This is a genomic window from Nodularia sp. LEGE 04288, assembly GCF_963896525.1.
Lineage (GTDB): Bacteria > Cyanobacteriota > Cyanobacteriia > Cyanobacteriales > Nostocaceae > Nodularia.
In genome coordinates this window covers 32,702-54,933 of the sequence record NZ_CAWQOY010000093.1, presented here as the reverse complement: position 1 = coordinate 54,933, position 22,232 = coordinate 32,702, and the positions used below count along the sequence as shown (strand labels likewise).

General features: G+C 41.0%; 24 protein-coding genes. 16 read left to right on the top strand and 8 right to left on the bottom strand.

The features are described from left to right. Positions 1-65 precede the first annotated feature (65 nt). Positions 66-797: an HAD family hydrolase gene (locus AACX33_RS06950; protein ID WP_193999304.1), complete on the top strand. Its 732-nt coding sequence runs from the start codon at positions 66-68 to the stop codon at positions 795-797. Between the two features lie 124 nt (positions 798-921). Beyond that, a complete protein-coding gene (locus AACX33_RS06945) occupies positions 922-1,506 on the top strand; it encodes a Uma2 family endonuclease (protein WP_193999306.1) in 585 nt (194 codons plus the stop codon). Between the two features lie 86 nt (positions 1,507-1,592). Here AACX33_RS06945 and AACX33_RS06940 read toward each other — a convergent pair whose 3' ends face one another. Further along, positions 1,593-2,918 carry an alkaline phosphatase PhoX gene (locus AACX33_RS06940; RefSeq protein ID WP_193999308.1) on the bottom strand — a complete coding sequence of 442 codons (1,326 nt, stop codon included), beginning with the start codon at positions 2,916-2,918 and terminating at the stop codon, positions 1,593-1,595. Between the two features lie 682 nt (positions 2,919-3,600). On the opposite strand from AACX33_RS06940, the gene AACX33_RS06935 reads away from it, so the two are divergent. Next, positions 3,601-4,215, top strand: coding sequence for a PEP-CTERM sorting domain-containing protein (locus tag AACX33_RS06935; protein WP_193999558.1), 615 nt, complete (start codon positions 3,601-3,603; stop codon positions 4,213-4,215). Between the two features lie 173 nt (positions 4,216-4,388). On the opposite strand, the gene AACX33_RS06930 is transcribed toward AACX33_RS06935, so the two are convergent. After that, entirely contained in the window at positions 4,389-5,006 is a 618-nt protein-coding gene (locus tag AACX33_RS06930; RefSeq protein WP_193999310.1) for a class I SAM-dependent methyltransferase, read from the bottom strand. A 208-nt stretch (positions 5,007-5,214) separates the two neighbouring features. Here AACX33_RS06930 and AACX33_RS06925 point away from each other — a divergent pair, with 208 nt between their 5' ends. From AACX33_RS06925 to AACX33_RS06895, 7 genes are all read left to right on the top strand, one after another. Next, positions 5,215-5,502: a Mo-dependent nitrogenase C-terminal domain-containing protein gene (locus tag AACX33_RS06925; RefSeq protein ID WP_193999312.1), complete on the top strand. Its 288-nt coding sequence runs from the start codon at positions 5,215-5,217 to the stop codon at positions 5,500-5,502. Positions 5,503-5,689: 187 nt separating this feature from the next. Continuing rightward, positions 5,690-6,364, top strand: coding sequence for a response regulator transcription factor (locus tag AACX33_RS06920; RefSeq protein WP_193999314.1), 675 nt, complete (start codon positions 5,690-5,692; stop codon positions 6,362-6,364). 275 nt (positions 6,365-6,639) lie between these two features. Then, entirely contained in the window at positions 6,640-7,608 is a 969-nt protein-coding gene (arsM, locus tag AACX33_RS06915; RefSeq protein ID WP_193999316.1) for an arsenosugar biosynthesis arsenite methyltransferase ArsM, read from the top strand. Between the two features lie 18 nt (positions 7,609-7,626). Next, the gene (locus tag AACX33_RS06910; protein ID WP_193999318.1) at positions 7,627-8,583 is read left to right on the top strand and encodes an inorganic phosphate transporter; all 957 of its coding nucleotides are present in this window, start codon (positions 7,627-7,629) and stop codon (positions 8,581-8,583) included. Between the two features lie 283 nt (positions 8,584-8,866). After that, positions 8,867-9,856, top strand: coding sequence for an arsenosugar biosynthesis radical SAM (seleno)protein ArsS (gene arsS, locus AACX33_RS06905; protein ID WP_193999320.1), 990 nt, complete (start codon positions 8,867-8,869; stop codon positions 9,854-9,856). Positions 9,857-10,365: 509 nt separating this feature from the next. Further along, the gene (locus AACX33_RS06900; RefSeq protein ID WP_193999322.1) at positions 10,366-10,980 is read left to right on the top strand and encodes a GNAT family N-acetyltransferase; all 615 of its coding nucleotides are present in this window, start codon (positions 10,366-10,368) and stop codon (positions 10,978-10,980) included. Positions 10,981-11,879: 899 nt separating this feature from the next. Next, a complete protein-coding gene (locus AACX33_RS06895; RefSeq protein ID WP_193999324.1) occupies positions 11,880-12,434 on the top strand; it encodes a hypothetical protein in 555 nt (184 codons plus the stop codon). Position 12,435: 1 nt separating this feature from the next. On the opposite strand, the gene AACX33_RS06890 is transcribed toward AACX33_RS06895, so the two are convergent. Beyond that, a complete protein-coding gene (locus tag AACX33_RS06890; RefSeq protein WP_193999560.1) occupies positions 12,436-13,590 on the bottom strand; it encodes a histidinol-phosphate transaminase in 1,155 nt (384 codons plus the stop codon). 263 nt (positions 13,591-13,853) lie between these two features. Between AACX33_RS06890 and AACX33_RS06885 the strand changes: the two genes are divergently transcribed. From AACX33_RS06885 to AACX33_RS06865, 5 genes are all read left to right on the top strand, one after another. Continuing rightward, positions 13,854-14,816, top strand: a complete 963-nt coding sequence (locus tag AACX33_RS06885) for a putative 2-dehydropantoate 2-reductase (protein ID WP_193999562.1) — start codon at positions 13,854-13,856, stop codon at positions 14,814-14,816. Positions 14,817-14,856: 40 nt separating this feature from the next. Then, positions 14,857-15,327 carry a molybdenum cofactor biosynthesis protein MoaE gene (locus AACX33_RS06880; protein WP_193999326.1) on the top strand — a complete coding sequence of 157 codons (471 nt, stop codon included), beginning with the start codon at positions 14,857-14,859 and terminating at the stop codon, positions 15,325-15,327. Positions 15,328-15,446: 119 nt separating this feature from the next. After that, entirely contained in the window at positions 15,447-15,701 is a 255-nt protein-coding gene (locus tag AACX33_RS06875; protein WP_193999328.1) for a type II toxin-antitoxin system Phd/YefM family antitoxin, read from the top strand. After that, positions 15,694-15,954 (top strand): Txe/YoeB family addiction module toxin, encoded by a 261-nt coding sequence (locus AACX33_RS06870; RefSeq protein ID WP_193999330.1) that lies wholly within the window; start codon positions 15,694-15,696, stop codon positions 15,952-15,954. The genes AACX33_RS06875 and AACX33_RS06870 overlap by 8 nt, the downstream gene beginning before the upstream one ends. A gap of 304 nt (positions 15,955-16,258) precedes the next feature. Next, positions 16,259-16,579 carry a hypothetical protein gene (locus AACX33_RS06865; protein ID WP_193999332.1) on the top strand — a complete coding sequence of 107 codons (321 nt, stop codon included), beginning with the start codon at positions 16,259-16,261 and terminating at the stop codon, positions 16,577-16,579. 39 nt (positions 16,580-16,618) lie between these two features. On the opposite strand, the gene AACX33_RS06860 is transcribed toward AACX33_RS06865, so the two are convergent. The 4 genes from AACX33_RS06860 to AACX33_RS06845 form a co-directional block, all read right to left on the bottom strand. Beyond that, a complete protein-coding gene (locus tag AACX33_RS06860; protein WP_193999334.1) occupies positions 16,619-16,939 on the bottom strand; it encodes a DUF2103 domain-containing protein in 321 nt (106 codons plus the stop codon). A 5-nt stretch (positions 16,940-16,944) separates the two neighbouring features. Continuing rightward, the gene (clpS, locus tag AACX33_RS06855) at positions 16,945-17,271 is read right to left on the bottom strand and encodes an ATP-dependent Clp protease adapter ClpS (RefSeq protein WP_193999336.1); all 327 of its coding nucleotides are present in this window, start codon (positions 17,269-17,271) and stop codon (positions 16,945-16,947) included. Positions 17,272-17,591: 320 nt separating this feature from the next. After that, on the bottom strand, positions 17,592-19,661 hold the full coding sequence (locus tag AACX33_RS06850) for an FAD-dependent oxidoreductase (RefSeq protein ID WP_193999338.1): 2,070 nt from the start codon (positions 19,659-19,661) through the stop codon (positions 17,592-17,594). Between the two features lie 386 nt (positions 19,662-20,047). Beyond that, positions 20,048-20,374 (bottom strand): RNA recognition motif domain-containing protein, encoded by a 327-nt coding sequence (locus AACX33_RS06845; protein ID WP_193999340.1) that lies wholly within the window; start codon positions 20,372-20,374, stop codon positions 20,048-20,050. Positions 20,375-20,676: 302 nt separating this feature from the next. Between AACX33_RS06845 and AACX33_RS06840 the strand changes: the two genes are divergently transcribed. Beyond that, entirely contained in the window at positions 20,677-20,964 is a 288-nt protein-coding gene (locus AACX33_RS06840) for a hypothetical protein (RefSeq protein WP_193999342.1), read from the top strand. A gap of 692 nt (positions 20,965-21,656) precedes the next feature. Here AACX33_RS06840 and infC read toward each other — a convergent pair. Then, the gene (infC, locus tag AACX33_RS06835; protein WP_227788895.1) at positions 21,657-22,124 is read right to left on the bottom strand and encodes a translation initiation factor IF-3; all 468 of its coding nucleotides are present in this window, start codon (positions 22,122-22,124) and stop codon (positions 21,657-21,659) included. Between the last annotated feature and the right edge of the window lie 108 nt (positions 22,125-22,232).

Here is a 22,232-nt window from a genome sequence, read left to right as displayed (position 1 = left end):
ACCCCTCTTTTTTTGTAGTTAATAGGTAAGAGTTATTTTGAATTGATTAAATCGGGTGAAAGATTTTGGTAACTATTAAATGTAGAAATATCAGCTTTTCCAATATCCAAGCCGTTTTTTTTGACAAAAATGGCACATTAGAAGATTCTGAAGCATATTTGCGATCGCTTGGACAAAAAGGTGCGCGCATGATAGATGCTCAAATTCCCGGAATTGGCGAACCATTATTAATGGCTTTTGGCATCAATAGCAATAGCCTAGATCCAGCAGGTTTAATAGCTGTCGCCAGTCGCCGTGAAACCGAAATTGCCGCAGCTGCATATATTGCCGAAACTGGGAAAGGATGGTTTGAATCTTTAAAAATAGCGCGTCAATCCTTAGACGAAGCTGAAAAATATCTGGGTACAACTCCTGCACCACTCTTTCCAGGTAGTTTGGATCTATTACAGTCCTTGTCAGCAGCAGGAATAAAACTCGGTATCATTTCAGCAGCAACCACAGCCGACGTTAGTGATTTTGTCACACGACACGAGTTAAGTGATTACATCCAGTTGCAAAAAGGAGTGGATGACGGCCCCGGTAAACCAGATCCAGTGTTATTTTTACAGGCTTGTGAAGCTTTGGGAGTAGAACCAGGCAATACATTGATGGTAGGAGATGCTGTTGGTGATATGCAAATGGCCCGTAATGCCAAAGCCGCAGGTTGTATTGGTATTACCTGGGTGGGTAAGTCAGATCATGTCCAAGGCGCGGATGTGGTGATTAATCAACTAGATGAAATTTTAATTAGTCATTAGTCATTGGTGGTTTGGGGTACATACTCTGTTAGCCCCGGCATTTTCATAGCATATATTCATTAATATGTCAAGCTAAAATGCTATGATATGAATACCCACGATTTTCACATTTGCTAGACAAGCTATGCAAAATACAGAAACGACTTTACCGCTTCGCCTGTGGACCGTTGAAGAATACCATCGGATGGCTGAGGCTGGGATTTTTGGTGCAGACGAGCGAGTGGAACTTCTAGAAGGAAAAATTATCTGGATGATTGCCAAAGGAACAGCCCATCGATCAGCAGTGGGGAGAACAGATAAGTTACTGCAAAATCGTTTAGGAAATCGGGCGTGGGTATCTATCCAAGACCCAATCCAGTTAAATGAACGATCTGAACCAGAACCGGATATTGCTGTTGTTAAAGTAGATCCTTTAGACTACGCAGATCACCACCCGACACCACCTGAAGTTTATCTGATTATTGAAGTAGCAAATAGCAGTTTGAAACTAGACTGCGAGACTAAAGCCAAAGCTTATTCCGCAGCAGGAATTACAGATTATTGGGTGTTAGATGTGATTAGCCGTCAATTGCACGTTTTTCGCGAACCAACACAGGAAGGGTATAAAAATGTAGTGATTTTGGCAGAAGATGCCACTATTTCACCCTTGGAGTTTCCAGATTTGCAGATGATGGTTTTAGAAATGTTACCACCAGTGAGCCGATGTTAATTGAAAGCGATCGCCATTCGCTATTTTGAGGTGAGGCGATCGCTTTTTCTCTAAAAATCACCCTGACTCAGTAATGGGAAAATGTATTATGCTCTATTTCCCCAAGGACCCCAAATTGCCAAAGTTATACCAGGGCTTTGGATGTTGACAAACATAGTTTGACCATCTGGTGAGAAGCAGGCTCCACAAAATTCACTGGTATTCAAGGCGTTACGTCCAAAAGTATACAGTTGTCCTTGGGGAGTTACACCTCTTAAGAAATTGGTACCAGACCCATCTTCACAGATAATGATATCGCCAAAAGGTGCGACAACTATATTATCTGGAGACTTAAGTTCATCCGCAGATTCAGACTCAACAAACAGGTCAATTGTCTCTTCACCAGGAATGTAGCGCCATATCTGACCACGGCTGATCAATCCGCCATTTGTAGCAGCGAAGTAAATTTCACCATTACCATACCAAATACCTTCTCCACGGGAAAACTGGGCTGCACCCAAGTCACGACCTTGGACTCGCACATTATCCGTAGCTGGGTTGGGGTTAGGAATGTTTACCCATTCTACAGAGTATTTCTGTCCCACAGCGAACTGCCCACTATTCTCACCGCGATTATTAGTATTGACCGCAAAAGGTTTACCGACAATCACCATAGCTTGGAGTGTGCCGCCTTCGGCTAACTTTCCAGGCACATTGGGGATAAAACGGTAGAAGAGGCTATCTCCTGTATCTTCAGTCTCATAAACATATCCAGTGGCAGGGTCTACCGCCACAGCTTCGTGATTAAACCGTCCCATATCAACTAGAGGCACTGCTTCAACAGCAGAGGTAGCGCTGGCTGGAATCTCAAAGTTATAACCGTGTAACTTTGTAATTTCTGTATTGTCTCCACCCGGTGTGCTGGTATTTTCTTCAGAGGTAATCCATGAACCCCAAGGAGTTTGACCACCTGCACAGTTACGAATGGTGCCACCAAGAGAGGCAAACTGTTTGACTAGTTGACGATTGGGAGCCACAACTATGTTTGTAGTGCCACCTTTGCAAAGAGGATCATATGACAAATTACTTGGTACTTGTAATCGTGAACCAGTAACGCCAGTACCGCCAATTTCGTGGTTGCAAATCAGGATAGTTGTGCCTCTGGGTCCTTGAAAAGCTGCCATACCATCATGATTGCTAGGTACTGGATTGCCATCGGCCATGAGATCACCAGTGCGGGATATAACGCGATACTGAAATCCTGCTGGTAACTCTAACAAGTTATTCGGATCTGGTACAAGCGGCCCATATCCCATAGTCGTTGTTTGACCAAAGGCTTTCTGGGCCAGAAAAGCTTGTAAAGGGGACAAAGCTAAAGTGCCGGCTGCTGTTGCACCGGCTAATCCAAAGAATTTACGTCTTGAATATACCATGAGAATATTTGGCTCGCATAAAATGACTAGTAGATATTAAGTAGCTTTGATTAAGTTTAGGTAATGCTTTATTTAATGTTTCTTTATTTTGTCACTATTCATTTGTTAAAAGTACATTTTCATGCCCAAAAAAATTTACAATAAGATCATATTTTTCCTAAATTAAATTCAGATAAAACTCAATACTTTGGGTGATCACAAGAATAATGATTGCAACTCACGATATTATTTATTGCTTTGATTTATGAATAAGTAAAGAATTACATTATGTAAATCAATTAATTTTTGGTTAAGGAGAGTTAAAGCTTTGTTTAATTAAATAGAAAAATTAATTAAGGTGATTAAACTTAGAAATTTAATGAGAATTTTTTGAAAAAATTAAACATCAAATATAAGAATTATGTTGAATCTAATGATAAAATCTCCCCAAAGGTGTTTTGGAAATTAATTAAGTTCAAAAATACCCTTTTTGATTGTAACGCCCAGATACTGAAATATCTGGTTGCGGAAACTAAGCCTGTCAAGGTGGGCTTAGTTAAGTTTGTGCGCGTTTAATTGGGTAAATTAATTCATTTTCCAAAATCTACTTTTTCCAGAAATAATCACTGTTCTCAGCAACACTGAATATAAATTCAGTTCCTCAGAACAAACAATGTCCAAAATATTACTGTTATCCAAAAATATGAACAGAATTTGTAACCAAATTAAAGCTACTGTAGCTGTTGCTGCTGTCACCTCGATGGCAAGTTTGATTAACATTCCCCGTGCTGATGCTGCTTTATTTGAGCTTTCTTGGACAGGAAATCAAGGTTATTCTGCAACAGGGAAATTCAGCTTTGACGATAGTTTTCTAGGAAGCATCGTTACCAATGATCAGTTGGATAGTTTTGACATTGCTTTCTTTAATCCAGGTGGAAATTTGTTGCAAAATTTCACTTATGATTTTTCTAATCTCAGCAGTAGTTTCAATTTCAACTTTGACACAGTGACAAATACTGTTCTGCAAACCGGCAGCTTTGACACACCTACCGGGTTTGACTTAGGAAGTAATTTCAATACAGATGTAGAAGGATTATTTTTCTATACTTTCCAGGATGCTGCTCAAGGATTGCCAACAGCTACGATATTCTTGAAAGATGACCTGTCACCAGAAGTATGTAGCACATTTCCTGATTGTAGGTTGGATGTTGGGGGTGAATTGACAGCAACTGCTATTCCTGAACCTGGAGTAATATTAGGCTTATTAGCAATTAGTTCACTGACTGGATACCTAAAGAAAAAGCCAGCTTCTGTCTAAGCAGTCAAGCTAGCCTGATTAAAAATCAAATTGACTCCTATTCTAGCTTTAGTAACCAAAGTATGGAGGGCTAGAACTACCAGAAATTTACAAGGGACTTATGCAGATCATAAGTCCCTATTTTTTTCATAAAAATGAAGTTATATTTTCCATCTACTCTAGTAGTGTCAAGTTTAAGAGGATGGTTTAGCAAAAATTGTCAGCAAAACTGGCCCTAGCAAATATTGGTGACTTAAACACAATAATCCAGCCGATGAGCCTAAAAGTTTACGTTGTTGAGGGCTGTAGAGTCGAATACCAAGAGGAGAAATAGGTAAAACTTGCGGTGCTATCTCTTTTTTCGTGGTGATGTCTACTAAGTAGAAGCGCCCACCTGGAGAAAGCACCCGCGCTACTTCACTCAGCACCTGTTGAGGTTCCAAATAGTGTAAGAAGCTGATAGTACTAAAGACGGCATTAAATTGACCTTCACCAAAGGGCAGAGATTCGGCTTGACCCTCAATATAAATTAAACGGGGGTGGTGACAATTGCTCAGTCTTGCCATCCGCAACATATTAGCGGATAAATCTAATCCAGTAGCACGGACATCGGGAAATTCAGTTGCCAAACGTTCAAGGAGTCGTCCAGTACCACAGCCCATATCAAGTATATTGGCTCGTTCTGGTAAATCCACATACTCCAGCAACCGCTTGTGAATGGCTTGGTAAATAACTGAAGGAAAAAGCCAATCGTAGCTAAATGCCCATTGGTCAAACAGGAGCTTTTTGTTACTAAGAAAATTAAAAGTCATAAATCAACATCCCTGCATTTCCCTTATCCTGTGTTGTTTGAGAGTATATCTAGCCTAGCGTTTAGCCAAACGTCTGGAATCCAGGGACTGAAATGTGTAGTTAAATATGGAAAATCCAGGAACAAAGAATCGCTACATAAATTCACATAACTTAAATGTAGGTATTTTATAGAGCGTCCTAGCGAATAAGTTTTGAAGGTGAAACATCATGGCCAGCTTGACTCATACCCGGTTACACAACCCCCTACTGCACTCAGTTCGTCAGTGGTTAGACAGTAGAGAAATCCATAGTGCTAAACTAGCGCATATTTTGTGTAAAGCTATACCTGCTCAATGTCCATTTGAAAGAGACATTAAACTGTTTGGTCATCAGCTATTTCACATTCCGGCAATGTGTAAATTAAATCCCCTCTATGATCAATTAGTAAGTCTGCGTTTCAAAGCGCTTTGTTATCTTGCTGATGAATGCGGTGAAGATGTCACAGCCTATTGCTAAAGTTGGATAGTCTTGGTGGCAGCAGCTATCGGTAATTACAGGCTTACGGTTGTTACTTGCTTAAATCTATACTAAGCTAAGTCAACTCAACTGAGATGTCTGGCTATTTAGTAGCCTAGCACCGCTCTCAAGTGTTACCAGTCTGTATGATTGCTCAACTACCCTGCTGAAATCCTCAACATCATCTATGACGCACATCTTGCTAGTTGAAGATGAAGTAAAACTGGCGCGATTTATCGAATTAGAATTAAGTTATGAAGGCTATCAAGTTAGTGTGGCCTACGATGGACTAACTGCACTCACCGCAGCGAGAGAGTTAGATTTAGACTTAGTAATTTTAGATTGGATGTTACCTGGTTTGTCGGGCTTGGAAATTTGCCGTCGTCTGCGAAGTACAGGTGATCAAGTACCGGTAATTTTATTAACTGCTAAAGATGAAGTGAGCGATCGCGTCGCCGGTTTAGATGCTGGTGCTGATGACTACGTAGTGAAACCCTTTAGCGTTGAAGAATTATTAGCCAGAGTCCGCGCTCATCTGCGAAGAAATCAGGAAGCAGACGCAGCAGATATTTTACAATTTGAAGACCTGAGTTTAAATCGTCGCACAAGAGAAGTATTTCGGGCAAAGCGGCTAATTGATTTAACTGCTAAGGAATTTGATTTACTGGAATATTTACTCACCCATCCGCGACAAGTAATTACACGCGATCGCATTTTAGAAGAAGTTTGGGGTTATGACTTCATGGGTGATTCCAACATTATCGAAGTTTACATCCGCTACTTGCGCCTGAAACTCGAAACCAACAACGAAAAACGCCTCCTTCAAACTGTCCGTGGTGTCGGCTACGTCTTGCGTGAGTGAAACACCCCTAAATCCGCTACACTTTAGGCAGGGCTTTGAGATTCGCATCATCAAGCCTGGGTATTTTGTGCTGCCAAACTATTTGATCTGACAGCCTTTTGCAATTGGATAGGCACAAATAAATAACTATCCAGAGATAAACACCGATAAATCTGTAGTTTTTCGATATTTGGGGAATTATCCTGATCTCAGCAAAAACTCATTTAAATAATGGTTAGTTATATTAGGATGCAAAAAATGGAATCTAGACGACAACATACCAGACTAAGAGCATCATGACCTATTTAGAAACAGCAGCGCAGTTTTACAGTGAAGTTGCAAAAAAACCACAAGTGGGACTATGTTGTGTCCAGAGTACCCCTCTGCAACTACCTGGACTGAAAATTCCTCTGGCCATGCAGGAAATGAACTATGGTTGTGGTACAACGGTTCACCATACTGAACTCTCAAACCAACCCACCGTCATGTATGTTGGTGTTGGCGGTGGGTTAGAAGCACTGCAATTCGCTTATTTTTCTCGTTATCCAGGTGCTGTAATTGCCATTGAACCAGTTGCAGCTATGCGAGAAGCCGCCGCACGTAACCTAGAAATTGCCGCAACAGAAAATCCCTGGTTTGACACCAGTTTTGTAGAAATTCGGGAAGGTGATGCCTTTAATCTCCCCGTGGGTGATGCTAGCGTCGATATCGTAGCGCAGAATTGCCTTTTTAACATTTTTGAACCAGAAGACTTAACCCGTGCTTTAAAAGAAGCATATCGGGTATTAAAACCAGGTGGACGCTTGCAAATGAGCGATCCCATTGCTACTTCTCCAATTCCGGCACATTTACAACAGGATGAGCGACTACGCGCCATGTGTTTATCAGGCGCACTCACCTATGAGGAGTATACTCAAAGCATCATTAATGCTGGTTTTGGTCAAATTGAAATTCGCGCCCGTCGCCCTTACCGTCTGCTAGATTCTCAAACTTACAAACTGGAAAAAAATCTCTTGCTAGAAAGTCTCGATTCTGTGGCTTTCAAAGTTGATATTCCCGAAGATGGTGCTTGTATATTCACAGGTAAGACGGCAATTTATGCTGGTGTAGAATCTTTCTTTGATGATGCGGCCGGACATTTGCTTCAGCGTGGTATTCCCGCAGCAGTGTGCGATAAAACTGCGGCTAAACTTGCCGCTGTACAGCCAGCAGAAATTATGATTACCCATTCAACCTGGCACTATAGCGGTGGTGGTTGCTGTTAACTTTTAACGCCCCCAAAAATGTTAATAATCAGTTTATTTCTGGCTACGCTTTTTTTAGCTTATTCCAATGGAGCCAACGACAACTTTAAAGGCGTAGCAACACTGTTTGGTAGCCGGACAACAAGTTACCAAACAGCAATTTTGTGGGGAAGTTTTATAACTTTTGCTGGTGCAGTATCCTCAGTTTTCTGGGCAGATAAATTGGTGGAAAAATTTACTGCTCAAGGTATATTTCCCGATGCGACAGCTAATGTACCCGAAATTCATTTAGCCGTAGCCATCACCACCGGTTTAATCGTGCTAATTGCTGCCCTGACAGGATTTCCTATTTCTACAACTCACAGTATCACAGGTGCGCTACTTGGTGCTGGATTAGTATCCATTGGATTCAAAGTTAATTTTGCAGCTTTGGAGAGATTATTTCTTTTACCCCTATTTCTCAGTCCTATTATTGCTATTTGCTTGGCAGGCGGAACCCATAGGTTATTGCAGTACATCAATTCTAAATTGATCTGGCAACCAGACAAAACAATAGTTAATACTTGCCACTTAATCAGTTCGGGAATTATCAGTTTTAGTAGAGGTTTAAATGACACTCCTAAGATTGTTTCCCTGATTTTAATTATTGATTATTTTTCAGTCCAAGGAGGAATGCTGACAATAGCAATGGCAATGGGACTAGGTGGTTTACTTAACTCCCAAAAAATCGCACAAACCATGAGTCAAAAAATTACCCCCATGAATCATACTCAGGGATTATCGGCAAATCTAGTCACGGGAGTTTTAGTGATTGCGTCTAGTTATTTTGGACTTCCTGTTTCCATGACTCAAGTTTCAGTTAGTTCTATCTTTGGTGTGGGACTGATTAACAAGCAAGCCAAAGCGCGCGTTTTTTATCAGATTTTATTTTCGTGGATTTTAACTTTACCTATTGCCACAATTATTAGTGGCATCATTTATAGATTATTGCAGTGATAGGAAAAGTAATTAATGATTAGGTACTAATACCAATTTATTATAAAGATGCATAAATAGAATTTAACCAGAAATCCAGTTCCCCTCCTCGCTTACGGGGAGGGGTTAGGGGTGGGGTCGAAATAATATGCAACCTCACAAATAATTGGTATAAGTAAGTAAGTGAGAAAAATTTTATGTATATGAACAAATATAAATTACCCGTATGGTGTGTTATGCCGTAGGGCTAACGCATCTTAAACTTTTGACTTTTAGGCTTAACTGAACTGTATTGGAGTAAATAATGTTAACTACAAAAAAAATCACTTTATTCAAAGATCAACTTAGTTCTGCTTTGACAAAAAAAAGCATTTCTGTTTTACAAATTAATTTGGGTAAACGCTGTAATCTTGCCTGTACACACTGTCATGTCGAAGCTAGTCCAAAACGGACAGAAGAACTTTCTCCCCAAATTTGCGAGCAGTTAATTAGTTTAATTCACCAATTCCCCGAAATTAAAATTGTAGATTTAACTGGTGGCGCACCAGAAATGAATTATGGATTTAAACCATTGCTAGAAGCAGCAAGAGTCACAGATAAACAGGTAATTGTCCGGTCTAATTTGACCATTTATTTTGAAGATGGATTTGGGGATTTACCAGAATACTTTGCTAAACACCAAGTGAAGGTCGTGGCTTCCATGCCTTGCTACATAGCAGATAACGTAGACAAAATGCGTGGTAATGGTGTTTTTGATGCTTCTATTCAAGCCTTGCAATGGCTGAATCAACTCGGCTATGGCCAGAAATCGGATTTAAGTTTGGACTTGGTATATAATCCGCCTTTACCCACAAGCGAAAAATTTTCCTTAGCGCCTGAACAAACTAACCTAGAGCAAGATTACAAAATATTCTTGCAGAAACATTTTGATATTGTGTTTAATCACCTCTTCACCATTACTAACCTGCCGGTGGGCAGAACTAAAATGTATTTAGAACGAAAAAAGCTGCATAATAGCTATTTGCAGTTTTTAGAGTCGCATTTCAATCACAGTACAGTTGAACATTTAATGTGTCGCAATGAACTGTCACTTGATTACCTCGGTAATGTGTATGATTGCGATTTTAATCAGATGATGAATCTGCCTGCCAAAACTCGTAATGGTGAATCATTGACAGTTGCTAAATTGCTAGAACTTGGCAGTTTAGACTTAATTAATGAAATTCAAACAGCTAGCTATTGCTATGGTTGTACTGCTGGATGTGGTTCCAGCTGCGGTGGCGCTTTACTGTAAATTCATACTCTCTAGCCTCACTATCCTTACCTGTGGGGAGATGCGTAAGGCGGCTGCGGTAACTACAAGTAATCCTAGCGTAATTGCATAAAAAAAAATTCCGTTACCAAAATTGTTACGAGTGTTCTGCCACTTTGGCATTACTTTATGATGGTTCTTAGTTAAGCTCCTCACACTACACCAAAAGCCGTGCAACATCATGTTGTATGGCTTTTTATTTTTTACGCAGCGGAGGAGTTGGGGGTGGGGCGCAATTATACTCAGTCAGTGGTTCGTGAGAGGATGTCTAAATTGTCTACTGACGCTGAGAAGCCGCCACCATACAAACCAACAAAATCTGCCTCCGCAGATTATTTTGGATGAAGTGGATTGGTTAAATAACCTGGATTAAGTTAGAATCTCAATGCTAACTCAGTTATTTAGGTTAAGTTTTAATTTTCATCCAGACTATACAGTTTTTTAGGATATTTGAGAAATTTTCGTTTAATTAAATCAATACTAAAGTAGCCTTGACATCCTGGTTTTTTGATCCTTACCACCAAGAGCCATTAATATCTGCCGCCGAAAAAGCTTCCTGGAAATTCCAAATTCGTGCGGCTACACCTGATGATTTGACTGATATCGCCCAAATTATTGCCGAAAGCTTTCACGGACATGATGGTTTTTGGGGATGGGCTTTTCCGCTACTACGTTTGGGTATTTACGAAGACCTCAAACATCGCTTGTCATCACCAGCGCCCCATCATGTTTGTTTGGTTGCTATTGACACTAATGCTGCTTCAACTCAAAATTTAGTAGGCACTGTGGAATTGGGTGTGCGTTTTAATGATTCTTGGGTACAGACAGGGAGGAGTTTTCCTTATCTGTCTAATTTAGCTGTTAACCCCAAATACCGTCGGCATGGTGTCGCTTCAGAGCTACTGATTAGCTGTGAAAAGTTCTCTCATGAGTGGGGGTTTCAAGACTTATACCTCCACGTTCTCGAAAATAACCATCAGGCACGACAACTTTATTTCAAGCTGGGATATAAGGTACATAAATCAGAACCTAATTGGAATACATTTCTCCTCAGACGCTCCCGACAAATATTGTTGCGTAAACACCTGAGCCTGAAATTTGATTAAATTACAGCAGATTTGATTTGAGTAAGGTATGCAAGGGCGGGTATCTTTGCCCTCCCCTACAAGATTTATCATATGAAAATATGTACTTCATTTACTGACAACGTGCTGTATCTAAATTTTTTGGGGAAACGCATAACTTTTAATACATCAATCACATTAGTATAAAATATTTCTAATTAGCTTTTGTTAATACTGAATTGGTGATCTGGTTACTCTCAAAGCTAGCTGGGGGTTGTTTCTTGCGGAGAATTTCACAATACTCATTCGCTAAACTAACATCACCCGCCTTGTCCCTTTCCTCTTTCTTGACCCCTCCCAACCTTCCTTTGCTAAGAGGAGCCGCAGGGGGTGGGGTTATTTCTATGCGTTTTCATATGGAAATCGTATTACAGTCAAACTTTATCTTTTTCTTCAAAAGAATTATGATTAGAGGCAAACTTTACCATTGTGGTCACTCAAAAAATTCACTCTAGTGATTTGAGTCCAATCAAGAATAACCTAAATATTTAATTCTAATTAGGCATAATTATGTTATGTAAACTTGATATGTAGCTGAATAGCAAATGCTTTAAAATATAAAAAATAGCATACTATAGAATAAGGTTAAATTAAGCTTCATCAAATTTAAACACCTCATACTAACTTTGTATTTAGTAATTCATCTTTATAAAAACTTTAAAAATAATTAGCTGATTTTCGGCGACAAATTTACCTAAATCTCATAGAATATGATTAATTATTTAATAATAAAATTCTGGTTTTTTATATCTTAGTGACATCAACCAGGAAGCTTTTTTTAGGAAAAAGTTGGAAAAATCATCAAAAATTTGATTTGATTTCACCCAAGTTACTGATTGAAGTACAGAATACTAGTTAATTATCTGCAAGTTCCAGAAAACATGGATAGCGAAAGCTACCGACGCTATCAAGCTGCTATGGTATCAACTTACTACCCTGAAACTATTCTCCTGGACCATCTTCTCATGACAGATGGAACTGAGCAGTCATGCGGCTCGGATATCCTCACACTTCTGCACAGTGGAAAGGTGTTCGTTGTTAATAGTCGTCAGCGCAATGGTTTAATACTCTTTAAACGTTATCATGCAGAATTTGCTGGGCCTGGTGCAGTGGTTGGCGGGAATTATGATCGTGATTGTGAAAGAGTACTGCCCATAGGTAATTTGTCTTTATTAACTCCCAAATCTTATGAGGAGCGTCAGAAAGCTTACTTAATTAGACGACAGTGGATTCGGTTAATCAAGCAAATTACAGAACACCCGCTTCCTGAGCAGCGAGTCCAGAAAATTTTAGATCAATTTGAACAATACTTTCCACTACCAATGGTGGCTCAAATGCCTGATGCTTCTTTTGCCCTTTTAGTCGGGGTGTTGCCACAAACGGTAGGAATAGTGCGCCGTTTGGGCAATGAGATGAATGGCAAGTTTAATTATTGAGTCAATTTTTTAATTCCAGATTTGCCAATGCAGCTTGTATTCTATTGATGGTGCGGGTGTTTTCGTCTGATGTGCCGATAGTAATTCGCAATCCGCCGCTAATTTCGCGGACAAGAGTGCCAGAAGTTTTGAGTTTTTGGTGAAGAGTTTTTAAAGTAGTGTTTTCTGTGTCAGAGTTATGGGGTTGGAGACGCAGGAAAATAAAGTTAGCAGCACTTTTTGTCACTTGTAAGGCTGGATGTTGGCATAAAAGTTCTATAAGTTTGTCTCGTTCATCCAAGGTGGGAGAAATTGCTTCCAGTAAAAGTTGGCTATTTTGCATAGCAGCTAAGGCCGCAGCGATGGAGAAGCTAGGAAGATTATAAGGTAAGCGGACTTTTTCTAAGATAGCGATCGCCTGTGGATGAGCAACACAATAACCCACACGTAGCGCGGCTAACCGGAAGGCTTTAGAAAAAGTCCTTAGCACTACCCAGTTAGGACGCTGTACTAATTCACTCACTAGGGTAGTCTGGCTAAATTCAAAGTAAGCTTCATCAATTACCACCAAAATCTGCTCACCCAAACTTCTTAACCATGACAATTCCGCCGCAGTTAAACAATTACCAGTCGGGGAATTGGGATGCACCACAAAAACCACCCGAATCGGAGGATTTTCAGTTTGTTCGATGGCTGATTGGGCAGCTTTTAAGTCAATTTCAAAATTATCTGGATTTCTGTCCACCGTCACCACAGGAATCCCCAAAGTTTTGGCTAAAATTCCATACATTGAGAAAGTCGGATTGGCGACTAAAATTGAACCTTCTCCTCCCAGACAGGTGGCGATTAATAAAGAACGAATTAGTTCATCTGAACCATTACCGATCGAAATATTGGCAGCAGTAAACACCGATGAAGTCAAGGAAGCCGACTCATTTACGTATTTAGCGATCGCATCCTTAAGTATTTCATGTCCACCATCAGGATAACGATTTGTTTCAATTACTTGCTCATATGTCCAAGCCAGCTTTTCTTTTAATTCTACTGGCAAATCATAGGGGCTTTCGTTCGTATCCAGCCGATCCAACTGCACAGGAATTGCTGCGGCTGTATCACTACTGGGGTGGGGTTTATAAGCGGTGAATTGGGCTAAGTCTGACCGGATAAAGGGAAGCATAATTTTAGTCATTGGTTATTGGTGATTACTCATCAGTCAGGGATAGGGAACACATGACTAAGGAATATGAATTAAATAACATACAAATCTGGTTTTTCACCTCACCCCGCCTTTGACTGGCCTTCAACTCTCTCCTCTGGTTGGTCAGGCTATCCATAATTTAAATTTTTGTAAAATTAAAATTTGATTACAAACAATTAAGTATAAATCAGGTCGTCGGTCATCGCTTTATGATCATCCTCAGATCATCCTGTGTAGAAGAAATGTGCGATTCTTTTCCTGCGGAACGCTACCGCAAATACGCCATCCTCGGAACTGGTGCATTAGGTGGGTTTTATGGCGCTAAATTGCAACAAGCTGGTTTAGATGTCCACTTTTTGCTCAACAGTGATTACGAACACGTCAGCCAATCTGGTTTATTTGTCGAATCAAAAGATGGTGATTTTAACCTCACCCAAGTTAACGCCTATAAAAATGTCAACCAGATGCCCAAATGTGATGTGGTCATAGTGGCACTGAAGACAACTCAAAACCATGTACTACCGAAATTATTACCACCAGTGGTTAAAGATGGTGGGGTAGTATTGGTGTTGCAGAATGGGTTGGGTGTGGAAGAAGATATTTCTCGAATATTGAGTAATGTTCAAGTAATTGGTGGATTATGTTTTCTGTGTTCCAATAAAGTGGGAGCCGGACATATTCGTCACTTAGATTATGGAAAAATTACTTTGGGGGAATATATCCCTGAAGATGAACCTTATCCGATTACAGACAGAATGCAGCAGATTGCTGAGGATTTTAAAAGTGCTGGTATCCCAATTGAATTAGCCGCTGATTTACTGCTGGCGCGGTGGCAAAAACTGGTGTGGAATATACCCTACAATGGGCTGTCTGTAGTTCTCAATGCCAGAACAGACGAATTAATGACAGATACTGACACCCGGAGATTAGTTGAACAATTGATGAATGAAGTAGCAGCTGGGGCGAAAAGTTGCGGGCGCATCATTCCTGACAGTTTCATTCAAACTATGCTCAATTACACTGTCAACATGAAGCCTTACCGTACCAGCATGAAAATTGACTATGATCAAGGCCGTCCCTTGGAGGTAGAAGCAATTTTTGGTAATCCATTCCGGAAAGCCCAAGCAGCTGGTGTGAATTTACCGCAGATTAGCTGTTTGTATCATCAGTTAAAGTTTCTGGATCAGAGAAATACACTTGCTTGATCTGGGATAAATACTTAATTCAACTAATATCAACTCAATTATGTCTAATACACTAGCTTCTGCAATTAAACCAACCACCGAAGATAGTTTTGCCATCACCTTTGCGCCATTATCTCTTGAGGAAATCTATGCTAAAGCTAACGACCCAGGCAATGGTGCTGTGGTGGTGATGACTGGGATGGTTCGCAATCAAACTGATGGACAACCTGTAATTTCTTTAGAATATCAAGCTTATGAACCAATGGCATTAAGAGTTTTTTATCAAATTGCTGCTGATATTCGTTCCTCTTGGTCTAATGTAAATCGGGTGGTAATTTATCATCGCGTCGGGCGTTTGCAAGTGGGAGAAATCAGCGTGTTAGTAGCAGTTGGTTGTCCTCATCGTAGTGAAGCGTTTGAGGCTTGCCGTTATGCTATTGATACTCTTAAACATCATGCCCCTATTTGGAAAAAAGAACATTGGGGTGATGGTTCTAGCACTTGGGTGAGTATTGGTGCTTGTGAGCATTAGTAAAGTAGGTATAATATTAATTATACTACTGATCATAGATGTTTAATAAGGACGGGTGGGGATTGTAGAATCTGGAAAAAACGCTAAACTTGTACAATAAACCGTACAATTTTCCCCAGATGAAAATTATTTCTTTTAGCGAAGCAAGAAATAGTCTAAAAACAGTTTTAGATCAGGTGACGGCAGATGCTGACTATACAATTATCACCAGACGAGACGCAGATGATGCGGTGGTGATGTCGCTGGAGTTTTTCAATAGTCTGATGGAGACTGTACATTTATTGAAGTCTCCGGCAAATGCAGCCCATTTAGAACGTTCTATTGCTCAATTTAAGCAGGGGAAAGTGGTGGAGCGAGATTTGCTAGATGACTAGAATGTTGGCATGGACTGATGAGGCTTGGGCTAATTATCTTTACTGGCAAGGGCAAGATAAAAAGACTCTCAAAAGAATCAATAAACTAATTGAGGAGACGATGCGGATGCCTTTTGAGGGTATCGGTAAGCCAGAGCCTCTCAGGGAAAATTTAGCCGGATTTTGGTCGCGGCGAATTGATGATACCAATCATTTGGTTTATGCTGTTGATGATGTTTATTTAACTATTATTTCTTGTCGATACCATTATTAAATTGGAGATAAATCTATTCCCTGCGGTACTGCACTCCGCGCAATGCAGTCCCTATATTATTTTAGAAGCTCTTTTCTATACAGCTTCATATTAACTGAGTATAAGTTGCCTATACTTCACTTTACAAAAGTATTTAATTTAAATTAAAAATAGAGAAAATTAGTCAACTTAATCTAACTCAAACTTTCGTTGCATTACTTAAACTTAATTGCAGACTTCTATTGCAGTTTGTAAATATATTTTGGGGATCGTGAGATTATTCCTTTAGACTGAATCTCAACTGAAAAGTATTGGATCAATGCAAATGCATTCAATAAATTTAATGTGCCACGAATTTGTAGTTGCTGTATCCTTTGTTGCTTGTATTGCTGGTCTGTTATTACTATGGGATCGCAAGCAGCCAAAAGATAATCTCGAAGAAACAGAGAAAATCCTCTTTAGAATGAGCTTCTCTTACTGGCTAGTATACTGCTTTGCTTTTGGTCTAGAAAAGTTGATTTTACCTGACTGGGAAACTTTACTCATGTCTGTGAAAATCACTATTGCTTTGTCCTATTTTTTAACTTTTTCTTGCGTCCTCAGTTTGCCATTACACAAATTATCAGTACGGCAAGTGGAAGAATAGCCAATAGTCAACAATCAATGAACTTTGGACAATGGACTATTAAGCTGATTTAATTTTCATGGCGATCGCAATTTTATCTTTGAATTTATCCTGGTCTAAAGTGGTCAGGATAAAAACCTCCTGCACTGTCTTACCCTGACGCGCTATGACTTTATAACCACCTCGAATCGGTACAGATACACGTAATTGCATTTTTGGACAATGGCCTTTAGCCCGCCCAATAACGCCAGGCGTGACAGTTTGAATCCCATCCTGCTGACAGAGACGTTCCAAAATTGGGATGAGACCAGAAAGATGAGTTGAGTGATTCCAGACTAATCTGCCATCTTTGCCAGAAGCGTCTTTAGCGGGTTTGCCCATGATAATTAAGCCGCTTCCAAAGGAGCCATTGTTAAACCAGCTCGACGCAGCTGTTGATGATACAGTTCCGCAGGTTCTTGGGGGCCTACCCAGACAATAGCTTGCCCTTCAAAATGTATCTGATTGGTCAAATCCCAAGCCAAATCACCTGTCATTCCCGGAATATACTTCGTCAAACACTCAGACACGTATTGAAAAGTATTAAAGTCATCGTTTAAAACAATCACCTTATAATTCGGATAAGACTTGCGGATAACTTGAGTAGTGCGTCCAGGAGATACAGTTGGTGCTGTACCTGATCCGTATACAACTGCTGAAAGTCTTGTAACCATAAAACAGTTAGCCAAGAAGATTTTACAAAACTACACTTACAAATAACTAGTCTAGTCTATTGTCTGGGGAGTAGGGAGTGGGGAGTTACTTCGACTTACTTCGACTTACCTCAGTACAAGTCGCTCAGTAACTCAGTAACCGGGGAGTGGGGACTAGAAAAGCAAAACAAATGTTGGCTTTGAAAACAGTCCCTAGTCCCTACTCTCTAATACTTAGTACAGCAAGGCGTAAATAGACATACCATTTCCAAAAGTTCAAAATCCCAAAATAAAAGTCTTTTGACTTTTGACGAACGCCCTGCGGTACTAGCCATTAGTCCCTAACGCCAATTATCCCAGTTTTCGTTAAAAATGGAAGTATCAGGAAAAGCTGTCGGGTTGCCATTTTGCTCCAACAGACGTTTCAAAGCTTGTAATTGTGGTTCTGGCTTCGGTAAATCGTCTACCAGTTGATAAGGTGCAACTTCATTTTTCAAGGCGAAAGCCGCAGTGGTTCCCGCAGCAGCACCAGCAGACCATTCAAATGAGTGTACTCGATAGGCCGCCGCCGCAATATGACTGGTAGCGATACTTTTACCTCCTACGAGCAAATTGTCGATTTTCTGGGGAATCATGGCTCTGAGTGCAATTTGGAAGGGATAAGCTTGACCAGCACCCCGCCTTTCGCCTGGACGTTCTCTGTTACCAGCCGCTTCTGGGGGGCTTTTTTCCATGCAAGGATGGAAGTCGATTGCATAGTGACCAATACCGACAGCATCGGGAAAAATAGTAGAACGAGTCCGCCGCATTACTTGTTCAGGAGGCTTCTTACCCGTAAGTACAGATACTGCTTCCAAGCCTGCCAAAGCTCCTTGTAGCCTACGGTACATAGCCGGCGGTAGGGTCTGGCGATAATACTCATCGTTGTAGTCGCGGCGAGAAATATCAGTTTCCCAAATCGTAAACCCTCCTGGTTGTCCCCAACTGGGACGGCCAATAATCCGCCTTCCTTCGCGCATATAGGGATATTTCGATAAGCCATGCGCTGTTCCCATTGGGGAATCTAACCCGGATATAAAGCGGTTATTTGTTTGTTGCTGCTTGACATCTTTACCCAGTTGAGAATCTGTAGTTCCCGCTACTAGCCAGTAATAGTAGGAAAGTGATATTTCTTCACCTTTGCGGAGGCTTTCTGTCCGCAGTCCGCCCATCCATCCCCCTGGTTGCAACTGTTGATTAGCTTGCAACTGTTGGCGAGTATAAATTAGGTTATCTTGGGCGGTTCCTGGGCGATAGTCGTTACCCCAAGTCCAGTTTTGCATGGAAATATCCCCTGGTGTGGGAGTAGAAAATCTCACACCACCAAATGTTGCAGGTTGTCCCTGTTGTGGACTCCAAATGCGGCGATAGGTGAAAACTAAGTCAAAGTTTGCCAGTCGCTCTAATTCGTAACTGAAATATGGCGAATACTGGAGATAAAATGGGGGCATTTCCTGGGGTTGTGCTTCCTTGGTAGCCTCCATTGCAAAAGTGTAAGTAAAGCCCTGGGTACAATAAGGATCGTTTTGGGCGCTGGATGAAGAAGGTTCCAGGTGGGAACGAGGATCAATACCCAAGCGGTAGGGAACATCAGCAAGGGCGATAATTTCACCGGTTTCGCTGGCATCGACAACGTACCAATTGGGGGCATTTCCTGGGCTTTTTTGGGGAACTAAGCGAATAATATTTTTGGTAAACCGAGATGAGTTTTCGTAGCGATAAGCATCTTCAATGGTTTGAGATAAAGTGAAGGTATTATGAGGTGGTGCGCCTTTAGCTGGTTGATGTTGAATGGCGATAGCTTCGCTGACCTGTCGGTTCGCACTACTAATTAATTTTCCACCACCGTCTACTGTAGATGGGCTAGTTTCTAAATTTTTGATCACCGTATTGGGGAACCATTCTAACTTACCTCTCCCCTTTTTCTCAGCATCTTTGAGCATCTGAGTCATCACAGTGTGAGCATCACGAGGCAGAAAGCAAGAGTCACTTACCCAGCAGTCCCCAGGGTTAAGTTTACCGTACTTGCGTTCAATGCGATTTCGCAATTCCAAGTAGCCACGAGAATAAAATTGGCGACTGCGCTGGGTTGGGCGTTCGTCTAATGCAGATGTTCCCTGGGAAGAAATTTGTCCTCCCAACCAATCGGTAATTTCCGTTAGACAAACTCTGCGCCCCGCTAGCAACCCCTCGTAAGCTGTGGCTACGCCTGAAAGCCCACCACCCACAACTAAAATCTCACAATTTACGGTTTTGTCTGGATTTCTCGGTGGTGCCGCCACAATGGCAGAATTAGGTGTAATAACGTTAAATATTAAGCTGACAGTGATCACTGATGTCAAGCTGTAAGCTAATTTGTGTCTACGCGTCATAGTTAGAGAAACCCTGAAACTCCTATCTCAATGTGTAGACGGTAGCATTTGATAAATGTTTATCACCATTTTACTTGGGACAGTTAAAAATTTTCTATCTCTATCTCAGTCCAAAATCAAACCCTCACTCTGATTCTACGAAGCACAACCTCTGTGTACCAGCCCATATTTAAGCAAAAAAGCCAGACATTGTGTCTAGCTTTTCCGTCCGCGAAGGGAATGACAAATAACAAAATACCCAATTTGTAGGCTTAGATATTGCGCCAGGCGAGTGGGAGTCGCTACTACACAGGCAAAACTATTAGACTAAATGCCGTAACACACCCTACAAATATTGGTGAATTTATTTTGTTGTCTTCCCTCAATGAAATTGTTCGTGGAGAAGTTTAGTAGCGGTTACGGCCACCACCGCCACCACCACCATATCCTCCGCCTCTGTTACCACCGCCACCACCAAAGGAACCTCTATCTTCCTTGGGTTTAGCCTTATTCACTTTGAGTCCGCGACCCATCCATTCAGCACCATCAAGTGCTTCAATGGCAGCTGTTTCTTCTTCTTCTGTACCCATTTCAACAAAGGCAAAACCACGCATCCGGCCTGTTTCACGGTCAGTAGGTACTTGCACCCGCTTAACAGTGCCATATTCAGCAAATACTCCACTAAGATCTGCTTCTGTAACCTCGTAAGAAAGGTTGCCTACATAAATCGACATCGGATTGTCTCCAAAATTATTACTGTGTATAGATTTAAATTTCGGAGAATTAAATTTGTAGATACCAAAAGGGAACACCTGTCAATACTCAAAACAAATACTGTCACCGAATAAATCCTAATATTCTTAAGATTACACACAAGATAACTATCTGTATATAGTAGATAGTTAAAATATGATTAACTTCTCTGGTTGGGTCTGTGTTTGGTAATTCGGATAAGTCTTGTGACAGTTAGCAGCGCACTTCTCGAAACTTCTCACCAAACCAATGTAATATACAGATAAGTTTATAAAAATTAACAATGGTAGAACGCCCAATCAAAAAGTCGGAACGTCAGGCCCAAGCAATTACTGACAACAATTCCGAAAGTTCGGATTCTCTCCCCCCTGTGGAATCTCAGTCTAAAAGCGTGAAACCCGTGGTGAATCGCTCCTCTAGCACGGGAAAAAAATCATCTTTCAAAGATGATATTAGGCAAAAAGTTAGTCCTGCTCTGGCGCGTGGTCCAAAACCCGTTAAAGTTCCAGTTAATGTCAAAACCGAACCTGAAAGCGAATCTGAACCCATCTCTGATGAGCCTCAAGAGTAATATTTTGCGGAAGGCAGCAATTTACTATTGTTTGCCATCCGGCGGTTCAGCGACTGACAAGTCAAAAAAATACTTTATTACCAAAAAACTGGGTTTAAAGCCCCGTTCTTCTAGGACGGCTTTTGCGGTATTATAGCTTTAGCGGTAAAGCGCACAAATAAAAAACGAAGTAGGTCAAGCGGACAACTCCTGATCCGGAACCCTGGTAGTATAAATCCTAAATCTTGTACAAATGTGGGAGTAAAAACCAGAAATTAAAAGTCTTTTCAAACGCGGTCGGGCAGTCCGTGTGTGCTTGTGGACGTATCCAAACGGGGGAATTGGAATACTTGTATTCGGGTTTCTAGTTCGGACGGATGAAGCAAGAATCCTCATCTCTTTAGAGTGAGGAGTGTCAATTGAGACAAAGAGGACAAGGAGAAAGAAGTTGTGTGGGATGGTAACTAGGAGAATTGATTTTTGGGAAATCCCTAAACTACAATTCAGATATGGCAAGTGAATCATCTGCTTCCTGGCCTACTCGAACCAAGCAACTGCATCTGATTTCACTTGCGCCTTCTCCGATTTCCTACTTTGTCTTTATACAAGCTGCAACCAATAAGGTTTTTGATGATTTAACCCCATTCGCCTTATGTACAGCTTTTGTTTTTAGTAGGCGATGTCTTCTTAAAGAGATCCCTGAAAGATTTAATTTAAGCGGGAATAACTTGAACAATCAGTGAGCGTTTATCCAGTGATTGGACTTTGCCTACTTCACTGAGAGCAGCCACAATGCGGTCTAGCATTTCTCCGGCTTGTTCGCGATGTTGATGTTCTCGACCTCGCAAACGGATAGCAAATTTGACTGAATCGCCTTTGCTCAACCATTGAGCTGCTTGCTCAATGCGTAAATTGTAGTCAGCTATACCCACGTTGGGACGGAATCGAACTTCCTTGACGCTTGGTCTAGCGCTCTGGGTCTGACGTTTTTTCTTTTGGTACTGAAGCTTACCATAGTTGATAATCTTCGCCACTGGCGTGTCTTTGCTTTCGGAGACTACAACCAGGTCAAGCTCAAGACTTTCTGCTAGCTCTAGAGCCTCGGCAGTGTCAACTAGACCACGGTTATTATTCTCATGATCAATCAAGTAGACTTGACTGGACTTAATTTGCGAGTTGATTAGTTGTTTTTTGACTACGATAATGGTTTCCTCTTAATTCAATACTTTGGTTTGGAAGTAATACTAAGGTAACACAATCATCCTATCCTTCTTCTATCATTTGGGATG